Below are 15,278 nucleotides of genomic sequence, written 5' to 3' on the forward strand. Positions count from 1 at the left end.
TGCCTTTTGAGTCATCTCGGCGGCATCGCCTGAGGTTTTTTGAGGAGAGTTTCCCCATGCAGTTGCCGGATCAGATACTCGCTCGCCTGCAGCGCTTGGCTTGTTTGCACCCACTCGCTCGGGTACAGTTCCGGCTGCCGGACGCCAGTGATTTTTACGTATATTTGACGCAACAGGCCGATGGCGGCGAAGTCGTGTCACAGTTCGGGCATGCGGAAAACCCGGCGCTGATATTGGAAATGGCAAACAGCACATTGAGTGCTATATTGGACGGCCGTTTAAGTGCACGCCACGCCTTTCTACTGGGGGATATCCTTTATTCCGGAGATAGGGATCTGGCTGCCGCGTTGGCAGACCTTTTTCCCGCAGAATGCTGACGGGGCGGTAACGATAGAGGATGGCCGCGGAATTCCATCCCTTCCGTCCCCGCGAAAACACTACAAACAATAAATATATGTCCGCTGTCTCCACCCGTTGGGAGATTTCGTCTATAAGAACGGAAGATGTGGGCAAAAGACAACAACAATTAGGATTGGGAGAAGACAGTTGGACATCGACCGCAGCATACTCGACGTATTCACAAACGCCTGCGCCAAGTTCGGTGACAGGCCGGCCTTTACCTGCTTGGGGCAGACGCTTTCCATCGCAGACATCGACAGGCTCAGTGCCCGCTTTGCGTCCTATCTACAGAATCACACCGACCTGGAGCCGGGAGATCGCATCGCTGTCCAGCTGCCCAACGTGCTGCAATACCCGGTGGTCGTATTTGGCGCTCTGCGTGCCGGCCTGGTGGTCGTCAACACCAATCCGCTGTACACACGCCGTGAGCTCAAGCACCAACTGAACGATTCCGGTGCCAAGGCGCTGGTGGTACTGGCCAACATCGCCGATACCGCCTCTGCGGTTGTGGCCGAGACCGGCGTGGAGAAAGTGATCGTCAGCGAGATCGCCGACCTGCACAGCCCCCTCAAGCGCGTGCTGATCAACAGTGTCGCCAAATACATCAAGAAGATGGTGCCGGAATTCGCCTTTGCCAATCAGGTCAATTTCCGCGACGCCATGTCCCTGGGCGCCAGGCAGCCGCATACCGACGTACAGCGGGCACCGGAAGATGTCGCCGTGCTGCAGTACACCGGCGGTACCACCGGTGTGGCCAAGGGCGCGATGCTCACCAACCGCAACCTGGTTGCCAACATGGAGCAAGTGCGCGAGGCCTTGGGCGACTCGATGAAGGAAGGTGAGGAGCTCTATGTGGCGCCGCTGCCGCTTTACCACATCTACGCCTTTACCATTCACTGTATGTGCCTTTTCGCCATCGGCAGCCATTCGCTGCTGATTCCGAACCCGCGCGATATCCCGGCCTTCGTGAAAACCCTGAAGGGTGTGCGCTTCACGGGCTTCGCCGGCCTGAATACCCTGTTCAACGGCCTGATGCGCAATCCTGAATTTGCCGAGCTGGACTTCAGCAAGCTGCATACCACGGCCTCCGGCGGTATGGCGCTGACGCGCGACACCGCCAAGCGCTGGGAGGAAGTGACCGGCTGTGTGGTCACCGAGGGTTACGGGATGACGGAGACTTCTCCGGTCGTCTCTTTCAACCCGGCGGATGCCGTGCAGCTGGGTACCGTCGGCGTGCCGGTGCCGAATACCGAAGTGAAGGTAATCGATGAGAACGGCAACGATCTGCCTAACAACTCTCCGGGCGAACTGTGCGTGCGCGGTCCGCAGGTGATGAAGGGCTACTGGCAGCGTCCGGAAGCCACCGCCGAAACCCTGGATAGTGAGGGCTGGCTGCGCACCGGTGATATGGCAGTGATCCAGGATGACGGCTATATCAAGATCGTGGATCGCAAGAAAGACATGATTATCGTGTCCGGTTTCAATGTTTACCCCAATGAAATCGAAGACGTGATCAGCGCCCACGACAAGGTTGCCGAAGCGGCGGCCATTGGTATTCCGGATGAGAAGAGCGGCGAGCAGGTGAAACTGTTTGTCGTGAAGGCCGATCCGTCGTTGACTGTCGAGGAAGTGGTGGCCTACTGCCGCGAAAACATGACGGCGTACAAGGTGCCGAAGCAGGTGGAATTCCGCGAAGATCTGCCGAAGACAAACGTGGGCAAGATTCTGCGTCGCGAGCTGCGCGACGAGGAGCTGAAGAAAATCGAGGCGGCTGTCAGCGCCTGATACGCAATCGCCCCCGGCAAGAAGAGCCCTGCTGTCTCCAGTGGGGCTTTTTTTTGCCCGTTAGTCGTCCCCAGGATCGGTTCCAATGCTTGTTTTTTCCCCTTCGCTTTCAGGCCAGGGTTTCGCTGGACGATGAAACGTGCGCCAAAAAAACTCTGAAAAAACTTTTGTCGTTGTCGAAACCGCTGCGCTCCGCTCGACTACTGTGAAACACAACCGAGTACCTTCGGTAGGCATTCAATAATGGTTGGCGATGGCCAAAGGAGAGCGAATATGCGTTTTATGATGTTGATGATTCCCAGGGGTTACGAAAAGGCAGAGCCGGGTACTATGCCGGAGGCCGCCGCGGTTGAGGCGATGATGCGCTATAACGCCGAACTGCAGGAAGCCGGGGTGCTGGTGAGCCTGGAGGGGTTACACCCTCTTGCCATGGGAGCGCGGGTATCGTTCGAGGGTGGGCAGGCGACGGTTACCGACGGACCCTTTGTGGAAACCAACGAAGTCCTGGGCGGTTTCTGGATGATTCAGGTGGGCTCCAAGGAGGAGGCGATCGAGTGGGCCAAGCGCTGCCCCGCCTCCGAAAATGAAATCATCGAGCTGCGCCAGGTGCAGGAATTCGAAGATTTCCCCGAAGATGTGCAGGAAGCCGCCGCCGAATTCAAGGCCATGCAGTCCTGATCCCGTCAACCCGACCAAAGGAGGCGCCATATGACGCGCTATGTAGATGGGTTTGTACTTCCGGTGCCGAAAGCCAATCTCGATGCTTACCTGCAGCTGGCCCAAGCCGCCGGCGCCGTGTGGAAAGAGCACGGTGCGCTTGAATACGTTGAGTGTGTTGCCGAGGACGTGAAAGCCGGAGAAGTCACGTCCTTTCCCCAGGCCGTTAAGTTACAGGAAGGCGAAACGGTGATTTTTTCGTGGATTGTTTACGAATCGCGCGAACACCGTGACAGCGTAAATGAGAAGGCGATGAAGGATCCGCGCATGGCCAACCTGAAACCGGAGGATTTGCCATTCGATGCCAAGCGCCTGTTCTGGGGGGGCTTTAGTGAAATAGTGCGGTTCTAAATCGTACAGTGAATACAGCTGCTGGTTTCGCGCGCAAGAAGTAACGCCGACTTTGCGCTATATAAGCTGAATATTGCACAGGGAAACTGGCATCGATGGCGGACGGTGAAGAGCGACACGGACTGATTCACAATGAGTTGCCGAAGGAGCACGAAGATCCACTGATTCGGGTTTTGCACCAGATTATTCGCAACTCGGTGCGCGTGTTGGCGGTGCTGATGGCGCTGGTCATCGTCTGGGGTGTGCTGGATGTCATACTGGTGTTGTACCAGCGCCTCAGTGCAGCACCGGTATTGCTGCTCGACGCCAACGACCTGTTCGATGTGTTTGGCGCCTTTATGTTGGTACTGATCGCGATCGAGATTTTTATTAACGTTCGCTTGTATCTGGGTTCCAACGTTATCCCGATCCAGTTGGTGGTGGCTACGGCACTGATGGCGATTGCCCGGAAAGTGATCGTTATGGATCTGGATGACATCGGTCCGAAATACATTTTTTCCATCGGCACCGTGGTATTGGCACTCGGTGTGACTTACTGGTTAGTCGCCAAGAGAGAAAAGTGATCACCTTACCGCTAGGACGCTAGGACGCTAGGACGTAGGAGCAGGTGCTTACAGTTGGCTTCGCGGCTCAGTTCAGGAGGAAAAGCGTTGCTCATGCAAAAGATTACTCCGTTTCTGTGGTTCGATGGTTGTGCCGAAGCGGCGGTGGAGTTCTATACCGGTGTATTCCCGGACTCCAAAGTGCTTGGCGTTCGCCGTGCGCCCAAGGGTGGCCCCGCGCCCGAGGGGGCGGTAATGGCGGTGGACTTCCAACTGGAAGGACAGAATTTTGTTGCGATCAATGGCGGGCCGCAGTTTCAATTTACGCCGGCGATTTCGCTGTTTGTCAGTTGTGAGGATCAGCGGGAAGTAGATCGGCTGTGGGGCAAGCTTACCGAGGAGGGCGAGGAGTTACCCTGTGGCTGGCTGACGGACAGGTTCGGGGTGTCCTGGCAGATAATTCCGCAAGCGCTGGGAGAAAGGCTGTTCGACGCGGATACGGTCAAGGCCGGCAATGTGATGCAGGCGATGCTGAAGATGAAAAAAATCGATATCGCGGCAATCGAAGAGGCTTACGCTTCCTGATACAGGAGCGGCCGCTGGCCGCTCCTGTTATTGCGATGAAGTTATTTTCTGGTCTCGGCGCTGGCGTCGCGAATTGCGCGGAACTCGTTGCCTTCATACCAGTTGGGCCAGTCGCGGCTGTTGGCGAGCTGCAGACCCAGTTCGATGCCCAGCTGCAGATCCATGGCCGCACCCTCCAGGTTCCACTCCGGATCGTATTCGTCGTCCGGCTTGTGGTAGGCGTGTGCGGTGTACTCCTCGCTTTTCTGCTGCGCCCACTCTCGGCCGTGTTCGAAACTGTCGGTGCCGGAATCGAAGTAGAGCATCGGTACGCCTTTCTTGGCCAGGCTGAAGTGATCCGAGCGGTAGAAGTAGCCGCGCTCCGGGTGATCTTCAGGTGCCAGGTAGCGGCCCTGTTGCTCGGCGGCCTTTTCCAGCATTTTTTCCAGTTCACTGTTACCGTAGCCGACGACGATGACATCGCGCATCGGGCCCAGCACGCCCATGGCGTCGAAGTTGATGCCGGCCACGGTCTTCTCCAGCGGTACTACCGGATTCTCGGCGTAGTACTTGGAGCCGAGCAGGCCGGATTCCTCTGCCGTAACGGCAACAAACACCAGTGAACGGTCCGGGCGCTCCGGCATTTCGGCGACTTGCTTGGCCATCGCCAGCAGGCCGGCTGTACCGGTGGCATTATCGACGGCACCGTTGAAGATATGGTCTTCGCCTTCGGCATTTTCGTTGATGCCGAGGTGGTCCCAGTGGGCGGTGTAGATAATCGCCTCATCGGGATGGGTCTTGCCGGGCAGCTTGGCGACCACGTTGCGGGAGTTGGAAGTGCGCACTTCGTTTTTCAGCTCCACGCTGGCATTCAGTCCCAGGGCTTTCGGTTTGAAGCCGCGGGTCTTGGCCGCTTCCATTTCCTCGCTCAGATCCAGGCCGGCAGCTTTGAAGACCTCTGCGGCGGCATCGCCGGTCATCCAGGCCTCAACGGCGACGCGGTCGGCGTTTTTGTTGTCCGCGGCCAGGCTGATCTGGGCGCCGGACCAGCTGCCGCTAACCACTTCCCACGGATAGCCGGCGGCACCGGTCTCGTGAATGATGATTGCGCCGGCGGCACCCTGGCGGGCGGCTTCTTCAAACTTGTAGCTCCAGCGGCCGTAGTAGGTCATGGCGTTGCCATTGAACAGCGCCTTGTCCTGGGTGGCGTAACCGGGGTCGTTGACCAGGATCACGGCGGTTTTACCGCTCATATCCAGGCCGGCGTAATCGTTCCAGTCGTTTTCCGGCGCGACGATACCGTAGCCAACGAACACCAGCTCGCTATCTTTCAGTGCGGAGGAATCGGTCTGGCGCTGGGTAAATGCCACCATATCGGTGAGCGGCTGCAGCTTCTTGTCGAAACCGCTTCCATTGTCGGCACCCTTGATTTCCAGCGGGATGGATTCGATCTGCATTTCCACGACCGGTACCTGCTGGAACCAGCTGGGATTGCCGTCGGCATCGACGGTACCCGGTTCCAGGCCCAGGGCCTTGAACTGGTCGGCCAGGTAGTTGACGGTCAGCTCTTCACCTTTGCTGGCGGGCGCGCGGCCTTCGAACTTGTCGGAAGCCAGTACTTCGATGTGCTTGTGCAGGTCTGCCGCCATGGCTTCGACCTGCGCCTGCTCCGCTTCACTGAGCTGCGGCTTTGCGGCAGCGGCCGTCTCTTGGCTCTGCGTCTGCTGTTCGCTCTGCGCAGTGGCGGTTTCGGAAGCTTGTTGCGCGGGCGCGGAAGTGTCTTTGCCGCAGGCGGTCAGGGCACCGCCTATAGCGACGGCCAGACCCAGGCGGCGCCAGAGGGTAGGAATTCGCATAGATTTTTCCTGTGAGTCTTATTCTGAGCGAAGTAAGGTAACAAAAAGCGCGCCGGGAACCGAGATATTCTGTGCTGAATATCCGCCCTTGCGCAGGAAATTAATTTTTGGCGGGGCGCGCAGGAGCCTCCCTCGGGTGACTCCTGCGGCAGTCAGGCTTACAGGGTTTTCAGCGTCTCGCGAATCGGGAAGAGGATATCCCGTGCCAGCTGCTGGCAGCGCGCCGGGGACCAGCCCTCGATCGGATCCGGCAGGTTGTCGTTGTCCTTGAATGGCATTTCCAGCGTCAGCGCCAGGGTGCGGAACTGGTGGCCGCACCAGTTGGTGCCGACTGTCATATTGGCCTCACCGGGCTTGTCCAGGTCGTAGCCGCGCTCGGTCTGGAAGTCGGGGCTGACGGCCTCGAAGGCGCGCTTGAAAGTCTCTTCCAGCCTGGCGTGGCGCTCGTCGTAACCGGGAACCCCCTCACAGGCGGCGACAAAGTTGTAGGGCAGGGCCTCGTCACCGTGGATGTCCAGGAAGATGTCCCCGCCCACCTCCAGCATTTTCTCCCGCACCAGGTAGACCTCGGGGCTTCGTTCCATGCTCGGATTCAGCCACTCGCGGTTGAGGTTGGCGCCGGCCGCGTTGGTGCGCAGGTGGCCGCGCACGCCGCCATCGGGGTTCATGTTCGGCACTATGTAGAAGACGGTATCGGCGAGCAGGCTCTGCGCCGCGGGGTTGGCGTCGTCCAGCAGTGTCTCCAGGAAGCCCTCTACGAACCACTCCGCCATGGTCTCCCCCGGGTGCTGGCGAGCAATCATCCACGCGCGGTGTTTTGCCGCCTCTGCATCGCCCACCGTCAGCAGGGTCATGTCGCGGCCGTCGAGTGTTTTGCCGAGCGATTCCAAGTGCACGCGGTCGTTGCTCTGGGCCCAGGCGAGCATGTCCAGGTGGCGGTCCCAGGAAAACGGCGCGAAATACGCCAGGTAAACGCTCGGTTGGTCCAGCTCCACGGTGAAGTCGAGTGTCTGGCCGTCATAATTGGCGCCGATGCGGAACCAGTTCTGGCGATCGTACGAGGCGCATACGCGGTAGTTTTCCCAGCCTTCCGGGTAGGCGGCCTTGCCGGCATTGACGATTCGCAACGGGTAGCTTTCGCCCACTTCACCCTCGAGGCGGAAATGGAACCACTGGTAAAAGTCGGAGTTGTTGTCCTGGCGGATCGCCAGCTCCACCGGGCTGCTGTCGGCGTTGATGACTTCGATGTTGCCGCTGTCAAAAGCGCTGGTGATATACATGAAAGGGCTCCAGTCAGTTTGTTGCGCGCAGGATACAGGGGAAGGGAGGATTTTTCAGTCTAGCCGGAGATGGCTGGCGCGATTTTTTCGGCTGGATACGAATGGGGGCAATAAAAAAGCACGGTACCGTTTCCGATACCGTGCCTTTGCCGTTCCCTGGCGGCACCCGTTGCGACTACTGCTCCCTGGAATTTCCGGTGTCGGACCTCTGGCGACTGCTCACTGCCCGGTCTGATCACAAGTGCGTCATTCCACACTGTCAGAAATTGCGTACATCTCCCTTACGACCCGCAACCGGTGCTGATCAAAGTTTAGGCGCCGTTGTGGCAGCTATGTTGGCAAAGCGCCCAGTTTGGCGTCCTTTTGGTTAAGTTTTGATCGGTTCGGTCAGTCCATATTCAGGTCCGGATCTTTCCAGAACTTGGTCCCCTTGAGGGTGGCCTGGAGTGCAATACCGCTTTCGGTTAGCTGATAGACCCGCATGCCATCGGCGACAACTTCGGCGCCGATCGCCGCGCCCTTGTCCTGGGCCTTGGCGGCGGCATCTGCGTGGCCACCGAAGGACCAGCCGTGCTCAACGAAGCGTTGCATTACTTCCGGCGAATCAAACAAAAAGAGGGCGCGGAAGTCCTTGACGCCGAGTCCCAGGCCGACGCCCAGCTCGCCCATTTTCATGTAGGTGCGTTCGCGGGAGCGGTTGTTGACTGCAACGCCATAGCCCGTCGAGGCGCTGGCGAGCAGCAAATTGACGTTGACGTTGCTGAACACCGCGTAACCCGGCGCCCTGGCCAGGTCCTTGCGCAGGTCCGGTTGCAGCTGGTACAGCTGGTTGAGGACCCGGCTCTCGGTCTGGTCGATGTGCTGGCGCTGGTCGTGGCGGGTCTGGCCGGGTGCGGCGCAGCCAGTGGCGACGACAACAGCGAGAAGCAGGGCACTGATGATGGGCAGACGCAGGTTGGTGTTCGACATGGTGATTCCCCGGTAATTGGTGGCCGTAGAACAGGCATTCATTAAATCAGAGCGCCGCCGGGGGCTCGAGTGCCAGATGCCGGCTTTGCGACTTCTGCCACAGTCGTGTTATGGGGCGCCACTTTCAGTGCGGGCGCGGATTGGGTAAGCTAGCCGGCCTTGTGGCGGGTATGGCCCCGCAGATCCAAGCCTTATGAAGAGACAAGTCATGAAAAGAAGTGTTAAACGTGGCGTCGCCGCCAGCTGCCTGCTGGTAATGATGATGAATCTGACCGCTTGCGGCTACTTCCTCTATCCGGAGCGCAAGGGGCAGGCCGGTGGCCGGATTGACCCGGTGGTTGTGATTCTCGATGGCGCGGCATTGCTGTTCGGCATTCTGCCCGGTGTCGTGGCCTTTGCAGTGGATTTCACCAACGGCACTATCTACCTGCCGGCGGGTGGCTCTTCCGCGATCGATCGTCACGTTACCAGCGTAGGTGGCGACGAAGCGAAGAAGGTGGTCGACCAGCAGGGCCAGGAGTGGCTCGAGGTGCCGATCGACAGCCTGGGGGGCGAGGGCGATGATCTGCAGCAACTGAGCACAGCTCTGTCCAACGTTACCGATCGCCAGGTAGCCGTGCAGGACATTGTCTGGCTGGAAGATCTCGCCGCGCTGCGCGCAGCGACAGCCGAGCACACGGCTGCTCGCTAAGGGTTTTTGATCGACCCGGAAGCCGCCGGTACGGCTTCCGGGCTCGAGAGTGCAATCTCTCCAATTGCACGGTTTGCGGCGCTTATCTGTGCAAAGCGATTGGGTTTTCCGCGCAGAGTGGTTAGGCCGGTTGCTTGCGAAAGGCCTTGGGGGAAACCCCGGTCCAGCGTCTGAACGCCTTGCCGAAGGCGCTTTCGTCACAGTAGCCGAGTGCGGCTGCAATCTCCGCGTTATTCCTGTCATCCTGACGCAACCACTGGCGCGCATAATGGCTGCGTACCTCGTCCTGAATCGTCCGAAAGCTGGCGTTTTCCTCTTGTAATTTGCGCCCCAGATGCCGCGGGCTGATACACAGCTGGCTGGCCACCTGTTCGCGGGTCAGTTGCGGTTCCTGTTGCAACAGATGGCTCACCTGCAGTTGCAGGCTCTTGTTGGTCAGCGCGCGCAGCAGGGCGTCGGCCTCCGGCTTCAGTCGCGCCATTACCTGCTGGTCCGCCGCTACCAGGGGGATGTCCAGGTCCTGGGGGCGCAGCCGGATCGCAGATACCGGGGCGTTGAACTGGATCGGGGTCTGTAGCAGTTGCTGATACTGTTGCTGCAGGGCCAGTGACGGTGCCGGGTAGGCCAGCAGGACGCTCTGGGCGCGGAATGGGTGTCCCGTCATGCTGCGCGTCTGTGCCAGGCAGGCGGAGAGGACCGTCTCGACACGCAGCTGGGCGCAGCGCAGATAGTTGGGTTGATAGCAGAGATCGGCATGGTGCGCGCCGCGACGCAGTTCAAACTGGCCACCTTCGCCGACGAGCGGGTGATAAATCAGCAGTTGTTCAATGGCTGCGCCGAGGGTCTTTTGGGTCATCAGCAGGTAGCCGACCAGTCCCATCTGGCTGCTGTGCATGGCGCGGCCGAGCTTCACGCCCAGAAGCGGGTCCGGGTAGGCCTCGGACAGCGCCAGCCAGAGCAGTTCCTGCACACCCATGGGGACTCGCTGATTTTCGTCTATCCCGGACAGGATGTTCTCGGCATCTTCTGGGATGGGGAGTTCAAGGCTATTGAGAGCGGCTGTAATTGCTCGTGTGTAGCTGAGGGTGACGCTTCTACAATCTGCGGGTTTCACTACTGCTGTCCGAAATTAACCACTGATTGCCCGATTATGACGATCTGTCCCGGCCTTGTCACGGTATATTGCCGCTAACACAATGATTTTTGGCGGTTAGCCAGCGGGAGAATAAGAATGAAACCCTATGCGGTGATCGGCGCCGGTCCCATGGGCCTCTGCTCAGTGCGCAACCTGGTCAAGTACGGCATCCCCTGTGTCGGCTTCGAAATCCACAGCGATGTGGGAGGTCTCTGGGATATCGACAGTCCCACCAGCACCATGTACGAATCAGCCCACCTGATTTCGTCAAAGAAGATGACCGAATTCGCCGAGTTCCCGATGGGTGAAGAAGTGGCGCAGTTCCCGCACCACAGTGAGCTGCGCGATTACTTCCGCGCCTACGCACGGGAGTTTGGCCTCTACGAGCGTTACGAGTTCAATACCGAGGTCGTGCACTGCGAGCGCGACGGCGACGACTGGCGTATCACCACCCGTGTTGTCAGCGGGAGCAGGGCCGGCGAAGAGCAGACCCGCACCTTCGGCGGGCTGCTGATCGCCAACGGCACGCTGCACCACCCGAATATGGCGGAACTGCCGGGCGAGTTTGCCGGCGAGCTACTGCACTCCTGTGACTACCGCGACCCGGCCATCTTCGAAGGCAAGCGGGTACTGCTGGTGGGCTGCGGCAACAGCGGTGCGGATATCGCCGTGGATGCGGTGCACCGGGCCAGGAGTGTGGATATCAGCCTGCGTCGCGGCTACTACTTCCTGCCCAAGTTTATTGGTGGCAAGCCTACCGACGCGGTGGGCGGCAAAGTCAAACTGCCGCGGTTTATCCAGCAGCGTATCAGCGCCGCCCTGAGCCGCTTCATGCTCGGCCGCCCCAGCCAGTACGGTTTGCCGGAACCGGACTACAAGATGTTCGAGTCCCACCCGGTCATCAACTCGCTGATCCTGCACCATATCGGCCACGGCGATATCCGCCCGCAGGGAGATGTTGTCTCCATCGACGGCAACGAGGTGACGTTTAAGGATGGCCGCAGCGGGGAATACGACATGATCCTGCTGGCGACCGGCTACAAGCTGAACTACCCATTTATCGGTTCCGCGGAATTGAACTGGACCGGCTATGCGCCGCGACTGTACCTGAATGTTTTCCACCCGGAGACAGACAACCTGTTCCTGATGGGCATGGTGGAAGCCGCCGGCCTCGGCTGGGAAGGGCGCAACGAGCAGGCTGAGCTGGTGGCACTCTATATCAGTCAGCTGGCGTCCGGCGCCGATTCCGCGCGGCGTTTCCAGGCCACCAAGCATGAGCGCGCCTCCCAGCGTGCCGATGGCGGCATGAAATACCTGGAGCTGGAGCGGATGGCCTATTACGTGCACAAGGACACCTACCTGAAGGCACTGCGCAGTCACAGCGCGGACTTGCGGAAGGATCTGGCGACGCGGGATACTGCTCAATTAATCAGCAGCGCGGGAGCGGCCTAGTGGATAACACCCTGTCAGTGTCAGAGGCGGTGGCGAACAACTTCCAGATGTCGCCGGCCGCGCTGCTGGTCCTGAACGCGGTGCTGGCATTCATGATGTTCGGCGTCTCGCTGGGGTTGCGCCCGGCGGATTTCGCCGCCGTGCTGCGCCGGCCGCTGGCGCCGGTCACCGGTCTGGTGGCCCAGTTTCTGCTGCTGCCCGCGATCACCTGCCTGGTGACCTGGTGGCTCGCTATTGATCCAGGGCTGGCACTGGGCATGATCCTGGTGTCCTGCTGTCCCGGCGGTACCTTCTCCAATGTGATGACCTGGATAGGTCGCGGCAATGTGGCCACTTCGGTCAGTATGACCGCGGTATCCAGCCTTGCCGCCGTGGTGATGACGCCGCTCAACTTTGCCCTGTACGGCGGCTTGAACCCCTATACGCGGGAAATGTTGCAGGAGATTGCGCTGCCTGCGGACAATATGATCCTGCTGGTGGTACTGGTGCTGGCATTGCCGATGCTGGCGGGCATGGTGATAGGCGCGCGCTTCCCGCAGTTTGTGCAGCGCAGCGAGCGCTTTTTTCGCAGCGCTTCGCTGCTGGTATTCCTGCTCTTCGTCGCCGTCTCATTCAGCAAGCACTGGCAGACGGCGGTGCAGATTGCCGGCTCGGTGTTGCTGTTGGTCGTTGCGCACAATGCCCTGGCGTTCTTCATCGGCAATCTTTCCGGCCGACTGATGCGCCTGCCACTTGTCGATCGCCGCGCGGTGACCATGGAAGTCGGCATTCAAAATTCCGGACTGGCACTGGCGATACTTTTCACTTTTTACCCGTCGGCCGGCGAAATGCTGGTCGTTGCAGGCTTCTGGGGTGTCTGGCACCTGGTGTCCGGCCTGAGCCTGGCGGGTTTCTGGAATTACCACAATCGAAAATGGCGGCTGCAGGGTGAACTGCAGCAGAGCCCGCAAACCTGAATAACAAGATAACAACTATGACTGAAAAACGGGTTTTGATTACCGGCGCTGCCGGTTACGTTGGGCACCAGCTGGGTGAGCTGCTGGCGAAAGAAATGCCGGTAGTGGGGGTGGATATCCGCACGCGCCGCGCGACCTTTCCGATGTTTGCCCTGAATATTTGCGATCCCGCGCTGGGCGAGTTGCTGCGCGCAGAGTCCATTACCCATGTAGTTCACCTGGCATCGGTGATGGCCGCCGGTCGTGATCGAGAGATGGAATACCGCATCGACGTCGAGGGTACCGAGAACGTACTGAAGGCGTGTATTTACGCCGGCGTCAAACATATCACCATTACCAGCAGCGGCGCCGCTTACGGCTATTACCCGGACAATCCGGAATGGCTCGAGGAGCACCACCGGCTGCGGGGTAACCCGGAATTCGGCTATTCGGATAACAAGCGCCTGGTGGAGGAGATGCTGGCCGCCTATCGCGAGCAGTATCCGCGCCTGCAGCAGCTGGTTTTCCGGCCCTGTTCGATTGTCGGGGCCACCACCAACAACAAAATCGGTGAACTCTTTTCCGGCCGGGCGATACTCGATCCCGGCGGCCACAACTCGCCTTTCGTGTTTATCTGGGACCAGGATGTCATCCGCGCAATCCAGTTTGGCGTGCAGCGCAGTGCCAGCGGTATCTACAATCTCGCTGGCGACGGCGCACTGACACCGGCAGAAATCGCGCAGCTGCTGGGCAAGCCCTTGCGTAAGCCACCGGTGTGGCTGATCAAGCTGTTGCTGGGTATCGGTTACTTCCTGCATCTGACGGACAAGCAGCCGGGACAGGTGATGTTCCTGCAGTACCGGCCGGTGCTGCTGAACCGTCGCCTGAAAGAGGAACTGGGATTTGTTCCGGAGAAAACCTCGGCAGAGGCCTTTGCCTACTTTGCCCGCGAGGCTCTGGGCATAGAGCCGGTTGCGGAAGCTGTGGAGGGGCTGGCATGAGTCTGCAGGGAAGTGGTAAGAAAGTCTTTGTCGTTACCGGTGCGGCTGGCGGCTTGGGTTGGGCCATTGTCGAGGCACTGGCGAGCCGTTTCGAGGCTCGCTTTGCACTGGTGGATATCAGTGAGCAGGCATTGGCGGGTCGCGTGGGGCAGTTGCGCGAGCGCGGTATTGATGCAGAAAGCTTTGTCGCCGATCTGTCGAGCGAACAGGCCGTTGCCGAGCTGGTAGCGGCGCTGCGCGTGCGCTATCCGCGCGTCGATCTGCTGGTCAACAATGCGGGCATTACGCACCGCAGTCTCTCCACCCAGACCAGCAACGCGGTGATCCGGCGGGTGATGGCGGTGGATTATCACGCACCGGTGGAGTTGGCCCAGGGACTGATGGCGGAACTGCGCGCCGCCTTCGGCAATGTCATCAATATCAGTTCCATGGCGGGCTGGATGCCGGTACTGGGGCGTGCCGGTTACTGCGCGGCGAAGAGCGCGCTGCACCAGTATTTCGAGACGTTCCGGGAGGAAGTGCGCGAGGACGGCGTGCGCGTGCTGATGGTCTATCCGAGTTTTGTCGCCACCAATATTGAGCAGAACGCGCTGTCTGGCGATGGTGGCCGCGCCAAGCACAAGCAGAGCACTATTGGCCAGGTACGCAGCGCGGACTGGATGGCAAACAAAATCGTGACTGCGCTGGAGCAGGGCAGGGAGCGCCTGTTCCCGCGCGACAAGACCCTGTTGGGCGCCTATCTGTACAAACTGGCTCCGCGCCTGTTTATGAAGCAGATGGTCAATAACTTCCGTGTGGAGCTTGAAGTGGCGCGGGGACAGGGCTAGCGGCTACTGTTCCAGCAGCCAGCGAAAAGCCCGCCGCAGTTCCCGCGCCCCGTCGCTCCGGTACCAGCGCCCGTGGGCGACGATGATCCGCTCAGGATTCCAGCCAATCATCTTGTTGACCGCGCGCCTCAGCTCGCCCTTGGGCTTTCTGAAGGTCGCGCGCATGTCCTTCGGCATCTGGCCGTCCGGATCGCGCACGCCACCGAATTTGGTGAACCAGCGCATGATCCACGAGTTGAGCTTGCTCGACTCGAAATTCTCTATCAGGTCGGTCAATACCAGCGTCCGGCTGGCTCGGTGGAAAAACTCTACTTCCGTCATATAGCTGCCGCGCACCGGCAGCGTATCCACTTCGCTGTCCCAGGGGTAGCCGGTTTCTGCGACCAATTCGCGGGTGTCGAAGTCGAGATGTTTGCCCGCCTGTTCGCGCACACGCGGTGCCAGGTAGACCCGGCTGTCGGGGAAGGCCTTGTGCCAGTCGGGTATCCACCAGTAGTGAATGCGATTGGGACCGATGATCCAGCGGGGGCGGCCAATTTGCTCGATCTGGTTGCGGAGTTCCCCGGTCAGTAGCGTGGGTGAATGCAGCAGCAGGTCCCCTCCGGCCAGGCGGAATATGGTCATGCGGGTCGGGAATTCGACCCTGACCCAGCGCAGCCATGGCATCGGAAACTGGATCAGTGGACCATCCACAATCCACACGTTTTCTGCGACTGGCTTCAATTGATTGAGAGGCGGGTAGGTCGCATCGGTGTGTGTGGACATGTGGTTATC

16 protein-coding genes are annotated in these 15,278 nt (G+C 59.7%); 11 read left to right on the forward strand and 5 right to left on the reverse strand.

Going from position 1 to position 15,278, the window contains the following annotated elements; genetic code table 11:
* The first annotated feature begins 56 nt into the window (after positions 1-56).
* From BUC36_RS15810 to BUC36_RS15835, 6 genes are all read left to right on the forward strand, one after another.
* Entirely contained in the window at positions 57-377 is a 321-nt protein-coding gene (locus BUC36_RS15810; RefSeq protein WP_159436030.1) for an SCP2 sterol-binding domain-containing protein, read from the forward strand.
* Between the two features lie 169 nt (positions 378-546).
* On the forward strand, positions 547-2,184 hold the full coding sequence (locus BUC36_RS15815; protein ID WP_073276979.1) for an AMP-binding protein: 1,638 nt from the start codon (positions 547-549) through the stop codon (positions 2,182-2,184).
* Between the two features lie 273 nt (positions 2,185-2,457).
* Complete coding sequence (locus BUC36_RS15820; protein WP_073276981.1) at positions 2,458-2,862, forward strand: YciI family protein; 405 nt, start codon at positions 2,458-2,460, stop codon at positions 2,860-2,862.
* A 30-nt stretch (positions 2,863-2,892) separates the two neighbouring features.
* A complete protein-coding gene (locus BUC36_RS15825; protein WP_073276984.1) occupies positions 2,893-3,252 on the forward strand; it encodes a DUF1428 domain-containing protein in 360 nt (119 codons plus the stop codon).
* Between the two features lie 95 nt (positions 3,253-3,347).
* Positions 3,348-3,815: a phosphate-starvation-inducible PsiE family protein gene (locus BUC36_RS15830; protein WP_200797301.1), complete on the forward strand. Its 468-nt coding sequence runs from the start codon at positions 3,348-3,350 to the stop codon at positions 3,813-3,815.
* Between the two features lie 93 nt (positions 3,816-3,908).
* Positions 3,909-4,379, forward strand: a complete 471-nt coding sequence (locus BUC36_RS15835) for a VOC family protein (protein WP_073276986.1) — start codon at positions 3,909-3,911, stop codon at positions 4,377-4,379.
* 41 nt (positions 4,380-4,420) lie between these two features.
* Here the strand turns inward: BUC36_RS15835 and BUC36_RS15840 are convergent, their stop codons facing one another.
* From BUC36_RS15840 to BUC36_RS15850, 3 genes are all read right to left on the reverse strand, one after another.
* Positions 4,421-6,214, reverse strand: a complete 1,794-nt coding sequence (locus tag BUC36_RS15840; RefSeq protein ID WP_073276988.1) for a M28 family metallopeptidase — start codon at positions 6,212-6,214, stop codon at positions 4,421-4,423.
* A gap of 158 nt (positions 6,215-6,372) precedes the next feature.
* Entirely contained in the window at positions 6,373-7,494 is a 1,122-nt protein-coding gene (locus tag BUC36_RS15845; protein ID WP_073276990.1) for a M14 family metallopeptidase, read from the reverse strand.
* Positions 7,495-7,881: 387 nt separating this feature from the next.
* Positions 7,882-8,463, reverse strand: a complete 582-nt coding sequence (locus tag BUC36_RS15850) for a lipid-binding SYLF domain-containing protein (protein ID WP_073276992.1) — start codon at positions 8,461-8,463, stop codon at positions 7,882-7,884.
* 208 nt (positions 8,464-8,671) lie between these two features.
* On the opposite strand from BUC36_RS15850, the gene BUC36_RS15855 reads away from it, so the two are divergent.
* The gene (locus BUC36_RS15855; protein ID WP_073276994.1) at positions 8,672-9,154 is read left to right on the forward strand and encodes a hypothetical protein; all 483 of its coding nucleotides are present in this window, start codon (positions 8,672-8,674) and stop codon (positions 9,152-9,154) included.
* Positions 9,155-9,275: 121 nt separating this feature from the next.
* Here BUC36_RS15855 and BUC36_RS15860 read toward each other — a convergent pair whose 3' ends face one another.
* Positions 9,276-10,268: a helix-turn-helix domain-containing protein gene (locus BUC36_RS15860; RefSeq protein ID WP_073276996.1), complete on the reverse strand. Its 993-nt coding sequence runs from the start codon at positions 10,266-10,268 to the stop codon at positions 9,276-9,278.
* A gap of 117 nt (positions 10,269-10,385) precedes the next feature.
* Here BUC36_RS15860 and BUC36_RS15865 point away from each other — a divergent pair, with 117 nt between their 5' ends.
* From BUC36_RS15865 to BUC36_RS15880, 4 genes are read left to right on the forward strand one after another with little or no spacing between them, the layout of a single operon-like run.
* Positions 10,386-11,741, forward strand: coding sequence for a flavin-containing monooxygenase (locus tag BUC36_RS15865; RefSeq protein WP_073276998.1), 1,356 nt, complete (start codon positions 10,386-10,388; stop codon positions 11,739-11,741).
* Entirely contained in the window at positions 11,741-12,697 is a 957-nt protein-coding gene (locus tag BUC36_RS15870; protein ID WP_234995030.1) for a bile acid:sodium symporter family protein, read from the forward strand. The genes BUC36_RS15865 and BUC36_RS15870 overlap by 1 nt, the downstream gene beginning before the upstream one ends.
* Positions 12,698-12,714: 17 nt before the next feature.
* On the forward strand, positions 12,715-13,677 hold the full coding sequence (locus BUC36_RS15875; protein ID WP_073277000.1) for an SDR family oxidoreductase: 963 nt from the start codon (positions 12,715-12,717) through the stop codon (positions 13,675-13,677).
* Complete coding sequence (locus BUC36_RS15880) at positions 13,674-14,504, forward strand: SDR family NAD(P)-dependent oxidoreductase (RefSeq protein WP_073277002.1); 831 nt, start codon at positions 13,674-13,676, stop codon at positions 14,502-14,504. The genes BUC36_RS15875 and BUC36_RS15880 overlap by 4 nt, the downstream gene beginning before the upstream one ends.
* Positions 14,505-14,507: 3 nt before the next feature.
* On the opposite strand, the gene BUC36_RS15885 is transcribed toward BUC36_RS15880, so the two are convergent.
* The gene (locus tag BUC36_RS15885; protein WP_073277004.1) at positions 14,508-15,269 is read right to left on the reverse strand and encodes a DUF4336 domain-containing protein; all 762 of its coding nucleotides are present in this window, start codon (positions 15,267-15,269) and stop codon (positions 14,508-14,510) included.
* Positions 15,270-15,278: the final 9 nt, after the last annotated feature.

It is taken from the genome of Microbulbifer donghaiensis, assembly GCF_900129095.1.
Taxonomy (GTDB): Bacteria; Pseudomonadota; Gammaproteobacteria; order Pseudomonadales; family Cellvibrionaceae; genus Microbulbifer; species Microbulbifer donghaiensis.